Origin of the sequence: Paraburkholderia silviterrae (genome assembly GCF_004353915.1) — a bacterium.
Classification (GTDB): Bacteria; Pseudomonadota; Gammaproteobacteria; order Burkholderiales; family Burkholderiaceae; genus Paraburkholderia; species Paraburkholderia silviterrae.
The window spans coordinates 78,951-96,749 of the sequence record NZ_SMRP01000004.1 but is presented as its reverse complement, the minus strand read 5'-3'; the positions used below and the strand labels follow the sequence as shown (position 1 = coordinate 96,749).

Below are 17,799 nucleotides of genomic sequence, written 5' to 3'. Positions count from 1 at the left end.
TTTCCCACAAGGCCGTCGCCCGGTGCGGCGGCTGACGATGCAGCGCAAGCTGCCAATAACCAGCGAAAGACTATGAGCGAAGGCGTATACGGAGAGCAGGCAGCCGGGCGGGTGACCCATAGCCTGCTGCGACTTAGCACGGCAATGCGGAGCCAGGCGTGGGACTGGGCCGAAGGGGCAGGACTCACGCCGACTCAGGGCGAAATTCTCGTGCTGCTGATGCAGCGCAAGGGGCCGATGCGCCTCGGCGAGATCGCTCGTGAGACGGCGCTGACTGCCGCCACGACCAGCGATGCGGTGAGCACGCTCGAAACCAAGGGTCTCGTCGAAAAGCGCCGTGCGCTCGACGACGGCCGTGCGCTCGCGGTGCGCCTCACCGCGCGTGGCCGTACGGCCGCGAAGAAGGCCGCACAATGGCCTGACTTCCTCTCGAAGGCCGTCGGCACGCTGCGCGCCGACGAGCAGTCGGCGGTCTACCGCACGCTGCTCAAGACGGTCTACGTGCTGGAGTCGCAGGAAGCCATGCCGCAGCACCGCATGTGCCTGACCTGCTCGCACTTCGAGCCGAGCAAGAACCCGAAGAAGACGCCGCATCGCTGCGGGCTGCTCAAGATCGACATGTCCGATACCGACCTGCGTCTCGATTGCTCGGTGTACGAACAGGCCGATGCGACGACGCAGAAGAAGAACTGGAAGATCTTCGCGGCGTAAAGCTCAAGCGGGCCGGCGGCCGTCCACGGCTGCGTGGCCCGCTCGCGCGAAGTAGCCGGTTCTCGTCCGGTTCGGTCGTGCACGCGGCGCGTTTGCGCCGGCGTGCTTATCGTTGCACGCACGTGCGTGCTTCAGCGTGTGCTTTTCGTGTGATTCCCGCATGCATCCCGCATGCTGTTCGCACGATGCGTGGCATTGTGTAGCTGACCCAGGGATTTGCCGATGAATCGCGAAGTATTGGCCATTCGCCACGTATATTTCGAGGACCTCGGCAGCTTCGAGCGTGTGCTCGGCGAGCGCGGGCGTCCGGTGCGTTATGTCGATGTCGGTTTTGCGCGCGTTGGCGCGCTCAATCCCGTTTCCGCTTCGTTGATGGTGATCCTCGGCGGTCCCATCAATGCCTGCGACGACGCACGCTATCCCACCCTTGCGCCCATCGCCGCGCTGATCGAAAAGCGTATCGCCGCCGGTCTGCCCACGCTCGGCATTTGTCTCGGGGCCCAGCTCATCGCGCGGGTGCTCGGTGCGCGTGTCTATGCGGCCGGGCATCAGGAAATCGGCTGGACGCCACTCACGCTGACCGATGCGGGCCGTGAGTCGTCGCTGCGGCACGTCGATGGCGCATCCACCTCGATGCTGCACTGGCATGGCGACACGTTCGATCTGCCGCAAGGCGCGACGCGTCTCGCGTCCACGCCGCTGTGCGAAAACCAGGCGTTCTCGTGGGGCTCGCATGTGCTCGGGCTGCAATGTCATCCCGAAGTGCGTGCTGACCGCTTCGAGCCCTGGCTGATCGGCCATGCCGCCGAGATCGACGCGGCGGGCATCGACGTCAACGCACTGCGTGCGCAGACTTCGCAGCACGGTCCGCGTCTCGAAGCACAGGCGAGTCGCATGTTCGGCGAATGGCTCGACGCCGTCGACAACGCGAATACCAACGTACCCGCGAAGTAGCCCTGAGGCTTCGGCCTCTCCTCCCGCTTTTCCAGCGCGCGCAGGCGGGCTGCCGCGCGTCTCGCCCTGGGCGTGTTTTGCGCTCGCTTTGCACCGGCGCTTTGCATCGGGTTTGCGGCCGTTCTACACCTGCCTTGTGCGTGTGAGCGCTGCCAGCGCCTGTCAAAGGCGCGTGCTATTCTCGAACGCTCCCACCACCGTTCGCACTCCTCCCATGAGCAAGCTTTTCACTCCGCTCGAGCTGCGTGGCGTGACGCTCGCCAATCGCATTGTCGTGTCGCCGATGTGTCAATACTCAGCGGTGCGAGGCGAGGCCACCGACTGGCACATGATCCACCTCGGCCATCTCGCGCTTTCGGGCGCGGCTATGCTGTGTATCGAAGCCACGGCCGTCGAGCCGGACGGCCGCATCACGCCGGGCGATCTTGGCCTCTGGGACGACGTGACCGAAGCCGCGCTCGAACCGGTGATCGCCGCCATTCGCCGCTATTCGCCGATTCGCATCGCCATGCAGATCTCGCACGCGGGGCGCAAGGCGTCGAGCCACGTGCCCTGGGAGGGCGGCCAGCTGATTTCCGTGGCCGACGGCGGCTGGTTGCCGCATGCGCCCTCCGCGCTGCCGCACAAGGCCGATGAAACGCCGCCGCTCGCGCTCGATACGGCCGGCCTGAATCGCGTGCGCAATGCGTTTGCAGCGACGGCGCGGCGGGCCGCGCGGCTTGGCATCGATGCGCTCGAAGTCCACGCGGCGCATGGCTATCTGCTGCATCAATTTCTCTCGCCGATCGCCAACCAGCGCACCGACGAATATGGCGGCTCGCTGGAAAACCGCATGCGCTTTGCGCTCGAAGTGTTCGACGCGGTGCGCGCGGAATTTCCGGACGATCGTCCGGTTGGCGTGCGGGTATCGGCAACCGATTGGGTCGAAGGCGGCTGGACGCCGGAAGACACGGTCGTATTCGCTCAGGCGCTCAAGGCGCGCGGAGCAGACTGGGTCGATGTGTCGTCGGGCGGTGTCTCGCCGTTGCAGAAGATTCCACTTGAGCCCGGCTATCAGGTGCCATTCGCGCGCAAGGTGAAGCAGGAGACCGGCGTGAATACGGTCGCGGTGGGGCTCATCACCGATGCACTGCAGGCCAATCAGATTCTCGAAGACGGTGAGGCCGACATGATCGCGATGGCGCGCGCGATGCTCTACGATCCGCGTTGGCCATGGCACGCTGCCGCACAACTCGGCGCGAGTGTGAACGCGCCGCCGCAATACTGGCGCTCGCAGCCTCGCGAGCACAAGACGCTCTTCGGCGAGACGACGCTCGGCCAGCGCTGAACGCGTAGCGCCCGCGAGTGCCGCGCGAGTTGAACGGAAGAGGGGCGAACGTGTACGATGCCGGTTGCGGTGCGCGTCTTGACCGAACGCGTGCTCATGAGCGCGGCGCCGACAAGGCGCCGCGTTTGCATCGAAAGCTGACTTCACAAGGATTCATTCAATGAGTGTACGCAGGATCGTCGTGCGCCAGTCGGGCGTACACGGCAAGGGCGTATTTGCGGCCGGGGCGATCGAGGCCGGCGAACGCCTGATCGAATACAAGGGCGAGCGCATCTCGTGGAAGGAAGCATTGCGGCGTCATCCGCATAATCCCGACGAACCGAATCACACCTTCTATTTCGCACTCGACGACGGCGACGTGATCGACGGCAAGGTGAGCGGCAACAGTGCGCGCTGGATCAACCATTCGTGCGCGCCGAATTGCGAAGCCGAAGAGATCGACGGTCATGTGTACATTCATGCGCTGCGCGATATCGCCGAGGGTGAGGAGCTCTTTTACGACTACGGCCTCGTGATCGACGCGAAGCAGACCAAGAAGCTCAAGCGCGAATACGAATGCCGCTGCGGCGCGCGCAAGTGCCGCGGCACCATGCTCGCCCCGCCCGAGGAGAGCAAGGGCGGCAAAGCGAAGAAGGGCAAGAAAAAGAAGTAAGCATGGCGGCCGGCTGGGCCCTGCATGCGTATCGTCATCTACCGCTGAAATAAATATGGGCCGCAAGACGCGGCCCATTTTTTTCTCGACGCTGGACATGAAGCGGATCGCGCCGCGTCAGTTATCGACAGGCGCCTGGTGCGTTGGCTTGTTCGTGGGCCATTGCGTCGACTGTGCAGATTGTGCGTCGGGACCCGCTTCACGATCGTCGGCGTGCGGCGCGCTCATGCCCACCGCGTGATCGCCTGCCACCGTGTCCTTCGCGCGTTTGATCTGTTTGCCGTCTTTCGCATCGAGTGCGGGACGGTTCGTGAGCGGCACGCGCACGATGAAACGCGCACCGCCTTCCGGCGCGTCTTCGTAGTGCACGCTGCCACGATGCAGCGTCATGATGTCGTGCACGATCGCGAGGCCGAGGCCTGCGCCGCTGTCCACGCCACTCTCGGTTTGGCCGTCGCCGCGGAAGAAGCGCTTGAAGAGATCGGACTGCTGCGCTTGCGGCACGCCGCGGCCGTTGTCCTCGACGACGATCTCCACCATCGGCACGCCATCCGCGAGCGTCTCGGTCACGGTGAGGGTGATGCGCCCACCCGCCACGCGCGCGGGCGGCAAATACTTCAGCGCGTTGTCGAGCAGATTGGCGATGACTTCGCGCAGCAGCACAGGGTTGCCGCGCGCCATCAGCGGCGTGTCGTTCTCGGGGTCGTCGAGGCGCTGGAAGCCGAGGTCGACGTGGCTTGCAAGCGCGCGCGGCACCCACTCGGCGCCGGTTTCGAATGCCAGCGCGGCCATGTCGATGTCGACGAAGCGCGCCGCCTGTTCGCCCGGCTCGGCGCGCGCGAGCGAGAGCAGTTGATTCGACAGACGCACCGCGCGGTCCGCGGCGGCGCGCAGCTCGCGCACGGCGTCGCTGACCTTTTGCGGCTCGCGTGCGTTCACGGCCTGTTCGGCATGCAGCTTCACAGCCGTGAGCGGCGTGCGCAACTGATGCGCGGCGTCGGCGATGAATTTGCGCTGGGCTTCGAGCGCGGTCTTCAGACGCCCGAGCAGTGCGTTGAGCGCACCGGTGAGCGGACGAATCTCGACGGGCACGAAGGTCTCATCGACGGGTTCGAGCGAGGTGTGCGTCTGGCGATTGAGCGAGTCGGCGAGATCGGTGAGCGGGTTGAGTTGCTGGTTCACCACGCGCCAGACGATCGCCCAGCCGGCGAGCAGGAGCAGCAATAGCGGCATCATGATCGCCACGAGGAATTCGGCGGCGATACGAAAGCGGTGATGCACGGGCTGGCCCACCTCCACGACGATGGGATTGCCTGTGGGCTGCGGCACGCGCACCTGCGCGACGCGCACGCTCACGCCCTTGTAGACGGTCTCGAACACGAACGCATAGTGCATGCGGCGCACGTTGGTGCCTCGCAGCGGCAGGTCGTGATCGCCGGCGATTTCGGTTTCGCCGTCGCTGATGCGGTAGACGAGGTGCTCGACGGGATCGGAGAACATCGCCTGGGCGAGCGGCGGCACGGTGATGGGTGCCTCGGGACCGGCAATCTGGATCTGTTTGGAAATGGCGGTGGCGAGGTCGGCGAGCGAGCGGTCGACCACGTGCTGCGTGTACTGCCACGCGAGCCAATAGGCAATCAGGCCGCTCATCAGCGCGAGCAGCGAAAGTGGAGCGGCGAGGCGCCGCAATAGCGTGCGCCGCAGGCTCGTTGCGGCCGGTAGGGACATGGTCGGTTCGGGCGATGAAGGGGTCTCGGGCACGGCGCAGCAGGTTCGGGTCGTGCGCGCCGGCGGGCTCGGACCCATTTTACGCGGGTGGACCGGCCCGCGGCAGACGGGCGCTGCCTCTGGCGTCGCCGGGGCGCTTTGGGGTGTCTTCCGGGGGGGAGGGCTGTTTGCGTGGCCGTTTGCACGGCTGAGCGACGCTCAGAAGCGCTGCGAGGCTGCGAGGCTGCGAGGCTGTGTGGCTGTGTGGCTGTGTGGCTGTGTGGCGGGCACCACGGGCTTGCAGCCTGGCGCGTGGCCGGGCTGCAAGCTCGAGCGGGGTGTGCGGGGGCGCATGCTCGATGCGCCCCGGAACTGGCGCCTGATGGCGCGCGAGGGGGGCTTATGCGGCCAAACGGCCATAAGCCGCCATGAGCGGCCTTAGGCGGCCTGGCGGATTTCCTGCAACAGGTAGCCGAAGCCACGCACCGTGACGATCTCGACACGGCAGTTCTCGAGCTTCTTGCGCACGCGGTGCACGTAGACTTCAATCGCGGTGTCGCCGAGATCGCCGCCGAAGTGCGTGAGGTGATCCTGCAATTGTGCCTTGCTCACGACGCGGCCATGACGCAGCAGCAGCATTTCGAGCACGGCGAACTCGCGCGGCGAAAGCTCGAGCGGCTTGTCGTCGTTGAAGATGCGGCGGTCGACGCCCGACAGGCGTACCCCGCCGAGCGAGACTTCGGGACGCGGCACGTCGCCATGCGGGCCGCTGCGGCGCATCACTGCACGGATACGCGCTTCGAGCTCGGCCGGTTCGAACGGCTTGAGCATGTAGTCGTCGGCGCCCGAGTTCAGGCCCTGGACGCGGTCGTTCAGTTCGTCGCGCGCGGTGAGCACGATGACGGGCGTGTGCCGGTTGCTCTGACGAAAGCGCGAGAGCAGCGTCATGCCGTCGATGCCGGGCAGGCCGAGGTCGAGAATCACGAGCTCATGCCGGTTCTGGGTCAGTGCCTGTTCGGCGAAGATGCCGTCGTGGACCATGTCGACCGTGAAGCCGGCTTGTTCGAGGCTGGACTGGATGCCGCGTGCGATGGGGCGGTCGTCTTCGATCAGAAGGAGTCGCATGGGATTCGCTCAAGTACAAATGGGTTTAGCAGTCAGGCATGCGCGATCAACTTCTGGCGCAACCGCTCGCCCTCGGGTGGCGATGAATTTGCGTTGTGCCAGGAGGCGCTCTCCAAGCCATATGCGCTGCTGATTGTACAGCGTCAGAACGTCTTCTCACCGGAACGTTTGGACCCCATTGCAAGGGCTGCCTGGGAGTCTTACGTATCCTTCAAGAATGGCCTTCAAAGCTGAAGGTTTGGACACCTGATACCCTGCATTATGCTTTCATTGCGACGCGTTTGCGCGTTTGCGCGTTATGCGTCGTGCGGGCATTTATCTAACGCACGACGCACGCAAGGCGCTTACGCGTTCTTTATTCAGGCGGAGGCCGTGAGCGGGCCGGGCGCGATCGAGTCGATGAAGCGCGCGAGTTCGATGTCGCGCGCCGTGAGGCCGTCGGCCTCGTGGGTCGAAAGGGTGATTTCCACGCGGTTGTAGACGTTGAACCATTCGGGGTGGTGGTTCATTTCCTGCGCCTTGATCGCCACGCGCGTCATGAAGCCGAAGGCTTCGTTGAAGTCGGCGAAACGGAAATGGCGCTGGATGGCGTCGCGGCCCGCGACGGCGTGCCAGCCACGCAGTTCGGCGAGTTGCGTGGCGCGCTCTTCGGATGTGAGTCGGTTGATCATCGTGGCACCTGTATGCGTTATGACTGTTCCGGGCCCGGCAAACGCGCCAGGCCGATCAGCCATTTTTTCACGGATGTGCGACATGCGCGAGCGGACCGGCCGGCGGTGCGGCAATTCGCGCCTGGCGCTCGGGCGGGCCGTTCAGACGTCGCCGCCTTCGAGCCAGCCTTCGCCCGTGCCACGTGTGTACACCGTGTCGCTATGCAGCACATCGCCGGCGGTGTAGGGCTCGACGGCGACGAGCGGTGCGGGATCGGCGAGATGCGCGGCAATGCCGGCGCCAAGCGCGTCGAACAACTGCGCGAACGAGTCGATCACGAAGTAGGTCTTCTGGAATGTGTCGATGCGATAACGCGTGCGCAGCACGCGCTCGAGGTCGAAGGCCAGCCGGTTGGGCGCGGCGCTTTCCACGCTATAGAGCGATTCGCCCTTGCTCGACACGATGCCCGCGCCATAGATCTTCACGCCGTGTGTCGCGCTGGCGTCGCCGCTTGTATCGCGCATCAGGCCGAATTCCACCGTGTACCAGTAGAGGCGCGCGAGCAGCGGCAGCGCGGGTTCGTCTACGGCAAGCGCGGCCTGGCCGTAGGCGTGGATCGCATCGGCGAAAACGGGGTCGGTGAGGAGCGGCACGTGGCCGAACAGGTCGTGAAAGCAGTCCGGTTCCTGCAGATAGTCGAGCTGATCGGGACGCCGCATCCACCACGTCACCGGAAAGCGGCGATGTGCCAGGTGCTCGAAGAAGATGCGATCGGGCACGAGCCCCGGCACCGCCACGATGCGCCAGCCCGTGGCGGCCATCAGGCGCTCGCTCACGGCCTCGAAGTCGGGCACGTGCGCGACGTTCAGCCCGATACGCTGCGCGCCTTCGATGAACGCCTCGCACGCGCGTCCTTCGAGCAGCGCCATCTGCCGCCGGTAGAGCTGGTCCCAGACCGCGTGATCGACCGCGCCATAGCGCTCGAGCGGCTGGTCGATGGTGAAGTCGGGACGGGTTTCCAGGCCCGCGTCGAACTGCTCCTGCAGTTTCGCGGTGGCGGCGATGGCCATGTTCGTAACGCTCCAGTAAAAACACTTGCTGATACGCAAGTCTAGAGCGGTTCGGGCGCGGGATGCGCGCATTCTGGGTGGATATTGGTACGTGTATGCAATAATCGAGCATCAACAAGCTAATCAATGCAGGATTTTTTCATGCTCGAACTCGATCACTTCGATCTCGCGCTGCTCGACGTTTTGCAGCGCTTTGGCCGCGCCACGCATCAGCAACTCGGCGAGCAGGTGCCGCTCTCGCCCTCGCAGATCGGCAGGCGGTTGCAGCGGCTGGAGGCAACGGGGGTGATCGACGGTTATCGCGTCGTGCTGCGGCCCGAAAAGCTCGGCCTTGGCGTGACCGCGTTCACGAGCCTGAAATTGAAGCACCACGGGGATTCGATCATCGAGCAATTCCAGCAGCAGATCGACGTGCTGCCGGAAGTGCTCGAATGCCACGCCGTGGTGGGCGACGCCGACTATCTGCTGCGCATCGTGGCGCCGGATCTGAACGCGCTGTCGTCGTTCGTGATGAAGAAGCTGATGCGGGTGCCCGGCGTGGACAGCGTGCGCTCGAACATCGTGCTCACGACATTCAAGCGCAACGGCCCGCTGCCGCTCGGGCACCTGGAGCCTGGTGCGGCGGCGCCGTGATGCAGGCGCTGCGCGCCATGCGCCGCCGGGTGCCGCTGGGTGCCGCTGGGTGCCGTCAACGAGCCCGGGTCACCGTCAGCGGGCGCTCATCGGATACTCAAGCCGCGGCGGCCGGCGTGTTGAGCAGATCGACGTAGGCCACGGCCACCAGATCGCTTTCATCCACGCCGAGCTGCTTGAACATGGCGTGCGCTTCGGCTTCGCCGCCTTGCTCGTCGTCCTCGGGGCCGAGCACCACTTCGAGCTCGACGAAGTCGCCCAGCCCGTCCACGCGATCCAGATGGATGCGCGTGCGACCGGCCAGATAAACGTGGCGCTCCTTCGAGACAATGCCGCGCGTCGTGAGCGCCGTGGCGAGCAGCGAGTGCATCGCCTCGGCATTGGTGACGGGGCTGCGCGTGTAGTACGAAGCCTTCGGGCCGTCGCGGTCGTCGCGCTGGTAGAAGATCAGCTCGGGCGGCGTGCCGTCGTCGAACTGACGCAGCTTCAGGCGCCCGCGCGGCACGTCGTAGAAGAAGTCCTGCTGGCGAAAGATCAGCGGCGCATCGGGCGCGAGCTGGGCGGCACGCTCGCGCAGGGCGTCAAAATGACGGGCGCGGGCTTTGATTTCGATGTTGCGGGCCATGCAGGGCTCCTGTGGAACGGGGGAACGATGGGCGGGGCGCGGAACGCTGCGCGCTTGGACGCCTCGCGAGTCAGGCGTGTGAAAAACGCGGAGCGAATTGCGAATCTAGCAAAACTTGTGTGACTGCGCCGTTACACCGACGAACAGCGCGCGTGGCGATTGATCAGACATAGGCGACGAATTGCGCTGCGACGTGCGCCGCGCGTTCATGAGCGCGGCTCATATCGCCCATTGTGCCTCGATGACCTTGAGCGCAGCCGCGATGGTGGGCTCGTCGCGCCGCGCGGCGAGCGTGATGAAGGTGAGTTCGGTGGGCACCGTCACGCCTTCGACGATGGTGAGCGCATGTGCGTGCGCCTCGGCGAGCGCGGTCGCGTCGCGCGCGAGCGAGAGACCCACGCCGGATTTCACGAGGTCGATCATCGAGGGCTCCTGGTCCACCTCGGCGACTTTCACGGGCTTCGCGTGCGCGGCTTCGAAGAGCACCGAGAGCAGCCGGTTGTGCGCCGATGCGCTCGGCGTCCAGATCCAGGGCAGGGCCGCGAGCGCGCGCCAGTCGTGCGCGCCCTTGACGCGGTCTTTCCAGCCGGCGGGCGCGAGCACGCGGTATTGAAAGCGCGTGAGTGTGATCGTGTGGAAGGTGTCGGAGTCGGGGCTGGGCTGGCCGATGTAATAGCCGACGTCCAGCTCGCGCGCGCGCACCTGGTCGAGCACCCAGCCCGACATGCCGTGACGCAGCGCCGTCTCGATCTGCGGCCAGGTTTCCACGAGCTGATGCAGGAAGCCGCCGAGCCGCAAGAACGTGGGGTCGAGAATGGTGCCGATGCGCAGCCGCCCGCGCACCTCGTGGCGCAGCGCGGCGGCGGCGCGTTGCACGTCGGCGGCGGCGGCGAGCGCGCGCTCGGCGTGCGGCAGCAGCGCCTGTCCGTCGCGCGTGAGCACGAGGCCATGCGAGGTGCGGGTGAAGAGCGTGACGCCCAGCGTCTCCTGCAGGTGCTTGATCTGCAGGCTCACGGCCGGCTGCGTCAGATGCAGGTGCGTTGCCGCGCGCGTGAGATTGCCCTCGCGCGCGACCGTCACGAATGCGCGCAACAAGGTCAGGTCCATCCGCTGATATTAACTCGCCTTATATCGCAGTTGAGGATTAATCATTGGCTCGCCGATGCCTCGCGCGATTACGCTAGTCGCTACCCATCGAGCGTTCGTTGCCCTTCGTCTCGCATGGCAATACGCAAACAAGCATAAGCGCGGCATAAGCCGCCATGGCTCACAGGAGACAAATCATGCCCGCAATGAGCGACTCATCGACAGGGCGCCGTCTCGAAGGCGAATTCGACTACGTGATCGTCGGCGCCGGCACGGCGGGCTGCGTGCTCGCCAACCGCCTGACGCAAGACCCCGACATCTCCGTTCTGTTGATCGAAGCGGGCGGCAAGGACGACTATCACTGGATCCACATTCCGGTCGGCTATCTGTATTGCATCGGCAATCCGCGCACGGACTGGCTGTACAAGACTGCGGCGGAGAAGGGCCTCAATGGCCGCGCACTTTCGTATCCGCGCGGGCGCGTGCTGGGTGGATCGTCGTCGATCAACGGCATGATCTATATGCGCGGCCAGCGCGAAGACTACGACGCATGGGCGCGCGTGACCGGCGACTCGGGCTGGTCGTGGGATTCGGTGCTGCCCGTGTTCCGCGGCAGTGAAGACTACTATGGCGGCGCGAATGCCTATCACGGCGCGGGCGGCGAATGGCGCGTCGAGAAGCAGCGCCTCAAGTGGCAGATTCTCGAATCGTTCGCGCAGGCCGCGCAGGAGCAGGGCATTCCCGCCACCGACGATTTCAATCGCGGTGACAGCGGCGGCCCGAACGGCGGCGTGGGCTATTTCGACGTGAACCAGAAGCGCGGCATACGCTGGAATACGTCGAAGGCGTTTCTGCGCGCCGCCATGAAACGGCCCAATCTCACCGTCGTCACGGGGGCGCTCACCGAGCGTGTCATCTTCGAGGGCACGCGCTGCGTGGGCGTGGAATATCGCGGCGACGTTTCATATGTCGCGCGTGCGCGCTGTGAAGTGATTCTGAGCGCGGGCGCGGTGAACTCGCCGCAACTGCTGGAGCGCTCCGGCGTGGGCGATGCCGCGCGGCTTGCGCGGCTCGGCGTTGGCGTCGTGCAGGACTTGCGCGGCGTGGGCGAGAACCTCCAGGACCATCTGCAACTGCGCATGGCGTTTCGCGTGAACGGCGTGCGCACGCTCAACACGGCTTCCGCGCATTGGTGGGGCAAGCTGATGATCGGCCTGGAATATGCGTTGTTTCAGAGCGGCCCGATGTCGATGGCGCCTTCGCAGCTCGGCGCGTTTGCCAAGTCGGATGCGGATATGACGCGCCCCGACCTGCAGTACCACGTGCAGCCGCTCTCGCTCGATCGCTTCGGCGAGCCGCTGCATCGCTTCAACGCGTTCACGGCGTCGGTCTGCAATCTGCGGCCCACGTCGCGCGGCAGCATTCATGCGGTGTCGGTCGACCCCAAGGACGCGCCCACGATCGCGCCAAATTATCTGTCGACGGAGGAAGACTTGCGTGTGGCCGCCAATGCGATGCGCCTCACGCGGCGCATTGCGGCTGCGCCCGCGCTCGCGCGCTATCGGCCGGAGGAAATCTTGCCGGGGCCCGCTTTCGCGAGCGAGGCGCAGCTGCGCGAGGCGGCCGGCAACGTGGGCACGACGATCTTCCATCCGGTGGGCACCTGCCGCATGGGCCGCGCCGACGACGCCGATGCCGTGGTCGACGCGCGTCTGCGCGTGCGCGGCGTGCAAGGCTTGCGTGTCGTGGACGCATCGGTGATGCCGTTCATTACCTCGGGCAACACCAATTCGCCCACGCTGATGATTGCCGAGCGCGCCGCGCAGATGCTGCGCGAAGACCGTCGTGCGGGCGCGTCCACGAACCTGCGCAACGATGCAGCGGCATCGGCGGCGTCAGCGTGAAGCGCACGCTTAACATCGGAGACCGGCACGTGCCGGAGCCAGGCGAGCATCGGACCTGAGCTGGATCGGGGCGCCGTAATTCACAACGGCCCTCAACAGGACGCGCGTTTCAGACCACTATCCAGGACATGCGCCGCGTAAGCGGCGCATGCGCTTTCGCACGTTTTGCGTGAAATTGCGATGTATCGAACGCGTCGTCATTTTGGCGCCATCGTGCTGCCATTTGTCGTTAAGTAGCGTATCGCGCACGCGTGGATATTGCCTCTCACCCGTAAGTGCAAATCCCAATGATTGCGCTGCATCATTGGCGAGACAATGGCGCGGAATGACAGAGCGGGCAAGCGCGCGCCCAAACATGGCGCGCCGTGCAAAGTCGTGCACAGCCCTGCACGAACGATCTGAAGTGTTACGCCTTACTTCGCGTGGAAGGGGACATGATTCTCGGCGACACGATTCTGGAAACACGCGGCCTCACGAAACAGTTCAAGGGTTTCACGGCCGTCAACGGGGTGAACCTGCGCGTGTGCCGCGGTTCGATTCACGCGCTCATTGGACCGAATGGCGCGGGCAAGACCACTTGCTTCAATCTCCTAACCAAATTTCTCGTCCCGAGCGCGGGGCGCATCGTCTTCAACGGCATCGACATCACGCACGAGCGGCCCGCGCAGATCGCGCGGCGCGGCATCATCCGCTCGTTTCAGATTTCGGCGGTGTTTCCGCATTTGAGCGCGCTGCAGAACGTGCGCATCGGCCTGCAACGCCAGCTCGGCACCGCGTATTACTTCTGGAAGAGCGAGCGCTCGCTCGCCGAGCTCAACGACCGCGCCATGGACCTGCTCACCCAGGTGGGCCTCACCGATTTTGCCGACGTGCCCACCGTCGAGCTCGCCTACGGGCGCAAGCGCGCGCTCGAAATCGCGACAACGCTCGCCATGGAGCCCGAGCTCATGCTGCTCGACGAGCCCACGCAGGGCATGGGCCACGAGGACGTGGACCGCGTCACGGCGCTCATCAAGAAAGTGTCGAGCGGCCGCACGATCCTGATGGTCGAGCACAACATGAACGTGATCGCCGGGATTTCCGACACCATCACGGTCCTGCAGCGCGGCGAGGTGCTGGCCGAGGGCAGCTACGCCGAAGTGTCGAAGAACCCGCTCGTAGCCGAAGCCTATATGGGCAGCGCCGATGCGGCGCTCGCGGGGGCGCACGCATGAGCACGGTGACGGAGCAGGGCAATGAAGCGGCAGCCGATGCCGCGCCGGGCGAGAGCGCGCTCGAAATCGCAGGCCTGCAGACGTGGTATGGCGAGTCGCATATCCTGCATGGCGTCGACTTGTCCGTGAAGCGCGGCGAAGTCGTCACGCTGCTCGGACGCAACGGCGCGGGGCGCACCACCACGCTGCGCGCGATCATGGGCCTTACGGGCCGGCGCACGGGGTCGATCCGCATCGGCGGGCGCGAGACCATCCACATGCCCACCTATCGCATCGCGCATTGCGGTGTGGGGTATTGCCCCGAGGAGCGCGGCATTTTCGCGAGCCTCTCGTGCGAGGAAAACCTGCTGCTGCCGCCGGCTATCGGCATGAAGGGCGCAAAGGGCACAAAGGGTACGGAGGGCATGTCGCTCGACGAGATTTACTCGATGTTTCCGAATCTCGCGGAGCGCCGCAACAGCCAGGGCACGCGGCTCTCGGGCGGCGAGCAGCAGATGCTCGCCGTGGCGCGCATCCTGCGCACGGGCGCGAACCTGCTGCTGCTCGACGAGATATCCGAAGGCCTCGCGCCGGTGATCGTGCAGACGCTCGCCCGCATGATCCTTACGCTGAAGTCGCGCGGCTACACCATCGTGATGGTCGAGCAGAACTTCCGCTTCGCGGCGCCGCTCGCTGACCGCTTCTATGTGATGGAGCACGGGCGCATCGTCGAGCGCTTCGGCATTGCCGAGCTCGAAGGCAAGATGCCGGTGCTGCACGACCTCCTCGGAGTCTAGTTTTCATTTTTGCTTCGCGCGCGGCTGCGGACCGCGCCGCGCGAGTTTGTTTTGCCTCCGCTTGTTCATGGAGTGTTCCTGAATAACAACGCAACCAACGAAGGAGACTGCAATGAAGAAAACCACGTTCGCGCGGCTCGCGGGCCTGTTTGCCGCAACGGCAGCCGTGATGGCGTTCAGCGCGGGGAGCGCGCAGGCCGCCAACGACGCGGTGAAGATCGGCTTCATCACCGACATGTCGGGCCTCTATGCGGACGATGACGGCCCGGGCGGGCTCGTCGCGATCAAGATGGCGGTGGCGGACTTTGGCGGCAAGGTGCTGGGCAAGCCTATCCAGGTCATGTACGCGGACCACCAGAACAAGGCCGATATCGCCGCGTCGAAGGCGCGCGAGTGGATGGACCGTGACGGGCTGGACCTGCTGCTCGGCGGCACGAACTCGGCCACCGCGCTCGCGATGAACCAGGTCGCGCAAGAGAAGAAGCGCGTGTACATCAACACGGGCGCGGGTACGGATGCGCTGACAAACGAGCAATGCACGCCGTACACGGTCCACTACGGCTACGACACGGTCGCGCTCGCGAAGGGCACGGGCCTCGCGGTGCTCAAGCAGGGCGGCAAGAGCTGGTTCTTCCTGACTGCCGACTACGCGTTCGGCAAGTCGCTCGAGAAGAACACCGCGGACGTCGTGAAGGCGAACGGCGGCCAGGTCTTGGGCGAGGTACGGCATCCGCTTTCGGCGTCGGACTTCTCGTCGTTCCTGCTGCAGGCGCAGGCTTCGAAGGCGCAGATTCTCGGCCTCGCGAACGCGGGCGGCGACACGGTCAACGCGATCAAGGCTTCGAAGGAATTCGGCATCACGAAGTCGATGAAGATCGCGGCGCTGCTGATGTTCCTGCCCGACGTGCATAGCCTCGGGCTCGAGACGACGCAGGGTCTCGTGCTCACGACCGGCTGGTACTGGGACCAGAATGACGCGACCCGCAAGTGGGCGCAGCGCTATTACGACCAGACGAAGAAGATGCCTTCCGAGTTGCAGGCGGCCGATTATTCGGCGGTGACGTCGTATCTGAAGGCGGTGCAGGCGGCCGGCACCACCGATGCCGACAAGGTGATGGAGCAACTGAAGAAGACCAAGATCGATGACATGTACACGAAGGGCGGCTATATCCGCGCGGATGGCGTGCTGATCCACGACATGTATCTGGTCGAGGTGAAAAAGCCGTCCGAGTCGAAGAAGCCGTGGGACTACTACAAGGTGCTGCAGACCATTCCGGGCGACCAGGCGTACACGACCAGGCAGGAGTCGCGCTGCGCGCTCTGGAAGTAAGCGCCCTGAGGTTGGGCGGTTCTGAAGGGTGTGATGGCTGTGTGTCAGGCAGGCGGCACGCGGCGCGGCGAGGAGCCCGCGTTGCGTGCCGCGTGTGTGCGTAACCGTTGTTGGCATTCATGGCGGCTTTCATGACGATCTTTGGCATTCCGCTTCCGGCAATGCTGAGCCAGTTGTTGCTCGGGCTCGTGAACGGTTCGTTCTATGCGATCCTGAGCTTGGGCCTCGCGGTGATTTTCGGCATGCTCAACGTGATCAATTTCACGCACGGCGCGTTGTTCATGCTGGGCGCGATGCTCACGTGGATGGGGCTCGCTTACTTCAACCTGCCGTACTGGGTGATGATCTTCGTCGCGCCCCTCGTGGTGGGACTGGTGGGCATGGTGATCGAGCGCACGATGCTGCGCTGGATCTACCGGCTCGATCATTTGTACGGACTCCTGCTGACCTTCGGGCTCACGCTCGTGCTGGAAGGGGTGTTCCGCTCCATCTACGGCTCTTCCGGGCAGCCGTACGACGTGCCCGACGCGCTTTCGGGCGCGACCAATCTCGGCTTCATGTATCTGCCCAACTATCGGGCGTGGGTCGTGGTCGCCTCGCTTGCCGTGTGCTTCGCCACGTGGTTCGTGATCGAGAAGACGCGCCTTGGCGCCTATCTGCGCGCGGGCACGGAAAATCCCAAGCTCGTCGAGGCGTTCGGCATCAACGTGCCGCTCATGATCACGCTCACCTACGGCTTCGGCGTCGCGCTCGCCGCGTTCGCGGGCGTGCTGGCCGCGCCGGTCATCCAGGTCTCGCCGCTCATGGGCCAGTCGATGATCATCACGGTGTTCGCCGTGGTCGTGATCGGCGGGATGGGCTCGATCATGGGGTCGATCATCACGGGCCTCTTGCTCGGCGTGATCGAAGGCTTCACGCGCGTGTTCTGGCCCGAGGCTTCCGCGACCGTGGTGTTCGTGATCATGGCGATCGTGCTGCTGATTCGCCCCGCTGGCCTCTTCGGCAAGGAACGGTGATGCAAAGAAAATTGCTCTATGGCCTGCTGCTGATCGGTCTGATCGCGGCGCCTTTCATTGGCGCGTATCCGCTCTTCGTGATGAAGGTGCTGTGCTTCGCGCTGTTCGCCGCCGCGTTCAATCTGCTGATCGGCTACACGGGCCTGCTTTCGTTCGGGCATGCGATGTTCCTCGCGTCGGCGGGCTATACCACCGGCTACGCGATCCAGTCGCTCGGCTTCACGCCCGAGCTGGGCGTGCTGGCCGGCACGGCTGCCGCCACGCTGCTGGGGGCGATCGTGGGCATGTTCGCGATCCGCCGCCAGGGGATCTACTTCGCGATGGTCACGCTCGCGCTCGCGCAGATGGTGTACTTCGTGTTTCTGCAGGCGCCCTTCACGCACGGCGAGGATGGCTTGCAGGGCGTGCCGCGCGGCAAGCTGTTCGGGCTCATCTCGCTCGACTCCGATCTCGCGCTGTATTACGTCGTGCTCGTGGTGATGGTGCTCGCGTTCCTGTTGATCGTGCGGATCGTGCATTCGCCGTTCGGGCAGGTACTGGGCGCGATCAAGGAGAACGAGCCGCGCGCCATTTCGCTCGGCTACGACACCGACCGCTTCAAGCTGCTCGCGTTCGTGCTCTCGGCGGGGCTCGCGGGTCTCGCCGGGTCGCTCAAGGTGCTCGTGCTCGGTTTCGAGACGCTCGGCGACGCCTACTGGACCATGTCCGGCCTCGTGATCCTGATGACGCTCGTGGGTGGCATGGGCACGCTGTTCGGGCCGCTGCTGGGCGCGGCGCTGATCGTGGCGCTCGAAGACCGGCTCGGCGATATCGGCACGGCGCTCGCCCATCTGACGGGCGTGGACTGGTTCCGCTCGCTCGGCGAGTCCGCAACGATCGTCACCGGCCTCATCTTCATTGCCTGCGTGCTGGCGTTCCGGCGCGGCATCGTTGGCGAGATCGTCTCGCGTGTTCGGCCGCTGCGCGCTTGAAGAGGGGCGGTGCGCGTGGTCTTTTGTTGCAGTCGGTGAGACAATGG

Annotated in this window: 18 protein-coding genes; 12 read left to right on the top strand and 6 right to left on the bottom strand. The window is 65.1% G+C overall.

The genetic code is table 11. The features are described from left to right. The first annotated feature begins 72 nt into the window (after positions 1-72). From EYW47_RS10790 to EYW47_RS10775, 4 genes are all read left to right on the top strand, one after another. Positions 73-711, top strand: a complete 639-nt coding sequence (locus EYW47_RS10790; protein WP_028220068.1) for a MarR family winged helix-turn-helix transcriptional regulator — start codon at positions 73-75, stop codon at positions 709-711. Positions 712-933: 222 nt separating this feature from the next. Beyond that, on the top strand, positions 934-1,665 hold the full coding sequence (locus EYW47_RS10785) for a glutamine amidotransferase (protein ID WP_133194851.1): 732 nt from the start codon (positions 934-936) through the stop codon (positions 1,663-1,665). A gap of 214 nt (positions 1,666-1,879) precedes the next feature. Further along, positions 1,880-2,992 (top strand): NADH:flavin oxidoreductase/NADH oxidase, encoded by a 1,113-nt coding sequence (locus EYW47_RS10780; RefSeq protein ID WP_133194850.1) that lies wholly within the window; start codon positions 1,880-1,882, stop codon positions 2,990-2,992. A gap of 160 nt (positions 2,993-3,152) precedes the next feature. Further along, entirely contained in the window at positions 3,153-3,644 is a 492-nt protein-coding gene (locus EYW47_RS10775; RefSeq protein ID WP_133194849.1) for an SET domain-containing protein, read from the top strand. Between the two features lie 117 nt (positions 3,645-3,761). Here the strand turns inward: EYW47_RS10775 and EYW47_RS10770 are convergent, their stop codons facing one another. Both EYW47_RS10770 and EYW47_RS10765 read right to left on the bottom strand, forming a co-directional pair. Beyond that, positions 3,762-5,372: a sensor histidine kinase gene (locus EYW47_RS10770; RefSeq protein WP_133194848.1), complete on the bottom strand. Its 1,611-nt coding sequence runs from the start codon at positions 5,370-5,372 to the stop codon at positions 3,762-3,764. A 417-nt stretch (positions 5,373-5,789) separates the two neighbouring features. Then, positions 5,790-6,476, bottom strand: coding sequence for a response regulator transcription factor (locus tag EYW47_RS10765; protein WP_027815974.1), 687 nt, complete (start codon positions 6,474-6,476; stop codon positions 5,790-5,792). A 3-nt stretch (positions 6,477-6,479) separates the two neighbouring features. On the opposite strand from EYW47_RS10765, the gene EYW47_RS10760 reads away from it, so the two are divergent. Further along, on the top strand, positions 6,480-6,710 hold the full coding sequence (locus tag EYW47_RS10760) for a DUF3717 domain-containing protein (RefSeq protein ID WP_133195107.1): 231 nt from the start codon (positions 6,480-6,482) through the stop codon (positions 6,708-6,710). Between the two features lie 125 nt (positions 6,711-6,835). Here the strand turns inward: EYW47_RS10760 and EYW47_RS10755 are convergent, their stop codons facing one another. After that, on the bottom strand, positions 6,836-7,210 hold the full coding sequence (locus EYW47_RS10755) for a 4a-hydroxytetrahydrobiopterin dehydratase (protein ID WP_276322939.1): 375 nt from the start codon (positions 7,208-7,210) through the stop codon (positions 6,836-6,838). 78 nt (positions 7,211-7,288) lie between these two features. Beyond that, on the bottom strand, positions 7,289-8,197 hold the full coding sequence (phhA, locus tag EYW47_RS10750) for a phenylalanine 4-monooxygenase (protein WP_133194846.1): 909 nt from the start codon (positions 8,195-8,197) through the stop codon (positions 7,289-7,291). A 141-nt stretch (positions 8,198-8,338) separates the two neighbouring features. Here phhA and EYW47_RS10745 point away from each other — a divergent pair, with 141 nt between their 5' ends. Beyond that, positions 8,339-8,830: an Lrp/AsnC family transcriptional regulator gene (locus tag EYW47_RS10745; RefSeq protein ID WP_133194845.1), complete on the top strand. Its 492-nt coding sequence runs from the start codon at positions 8,339-8,341 to the stop codon at positions 8,828-8,830. 97 nt (positions 8,831-8,927) lie between these two features. On the opposite strand, the gene EYW47_RS10740 is transcribed toward EYW47_RS10745, so the two are convergent. After that, positions 8,928-9,455 (bottom strand): class IV adenylate cyclase, encoded by a 528-nt coding sequence (locus EYW47_RS10740; RefSeq protein WP_133194844.1) that lies wholly within the window; start codon positions 9,453-9,455, stop codon positions 8,928-8,930. Positions 9,456-9,674: 219 nt separating this feature from the next. Then, complete coding sequence (locus EYW47_RS10735) at positions 9,675-10,562, bottom strand: LysR family transcriptional regulator (RefSeq protein WP_133194843.1); 888 nt, start codon at positions 10,560-10,562, stop codon at positions 9,675-9,677. 176 nt (positions 10,563-10,738) lie between these two features. Here EYW47_RS10735 and EYW47_RS10730 point away from each other — a divergent pair, with 176 nt between their 5' ends. From EYW47_RS10730 to EYW47_RS10705, 6 genes are all read left to right on the top strand, one after another. Further along, positions 10,739-12,445 carry a GMC family oxidoreductase gene (locus tag EYW47_RS10730; RefSeq protein WP_133194842.1) on the top strand — a complete coding sequence of 569 codons (1,707 nt, stop codon included), beginning with the start codon at positions 10,739-10,741 and terminating at the stop codon, positions 12,443-12,445. A gap of 434 nt (positions 12,446-12,879) precedes the next feature. After that, a complete protein-coding gene (locus EYW47_RS10725) occupies positions 12,880-13,659 on the top strand; it encodes an ABC transporter ATP-binding protein (RefSeq protein ID WP_133194841.1) in 780 nt (259 codons plus the stop codon). Continuing rightward, complete coding sequence (locus EYW47_RS10720) at positions 13,656-14,435, top strand: ABC transporter ATP-binding protein (RefSeq protein ID WP_133194840.1); 780 nt, start codon at positions 13,656-13,658, stop codon at positions 14,433-14,435. Before EYW47_RS10725 ends, EYW47_RS10720 begins: the two co-directional genes overlap by 4 nt. Before the next feature lie 112 nt (positions 14,436-14,547). Continuing rightward, positions 14,548-15,765, top strand: coding sequence for an ABC transporter substrate-binding protein (locus EYW47_RS10715; RefSeq protein ID WP_133194839.1), 1,218 nt, complete (start codon positions 14,548-14,550; stop codon positions 15,763-15,765). Between the two features lie 131 nt (positions 15,766-15,896). Beyond that, positions 15,897-16,781: a branched-chain amino acid ABC transporter permease gene (locus tag EYW47_RS10710; RefSeq protein WP_133194838.1), complete on the top strand. Its 885-nt coding sequence runs from the start codon at positions 15,897-15,899 to the stop codon at positions 16,779-16,781. Beyond that, positions 16,781-17,752 carry a branched-chain amino acid ABC transporter permease gene (locus EYW47_RS10705; protein WP_133194837.1) on the top strand — a complete coding sequence of 324 codons (972 nt, stop codon included), beginning with the start codon at positions 16,781-16,783 and terminating at the stop codon, positions 17,750-17,752. The genes EYW47_RS10710 and EYW47_RS10705 overlap by 1 nt, the downstream gene beginning before the upstream one ends. Positions 17,753-17,799 lie beyond the last annotated feature (47 nt).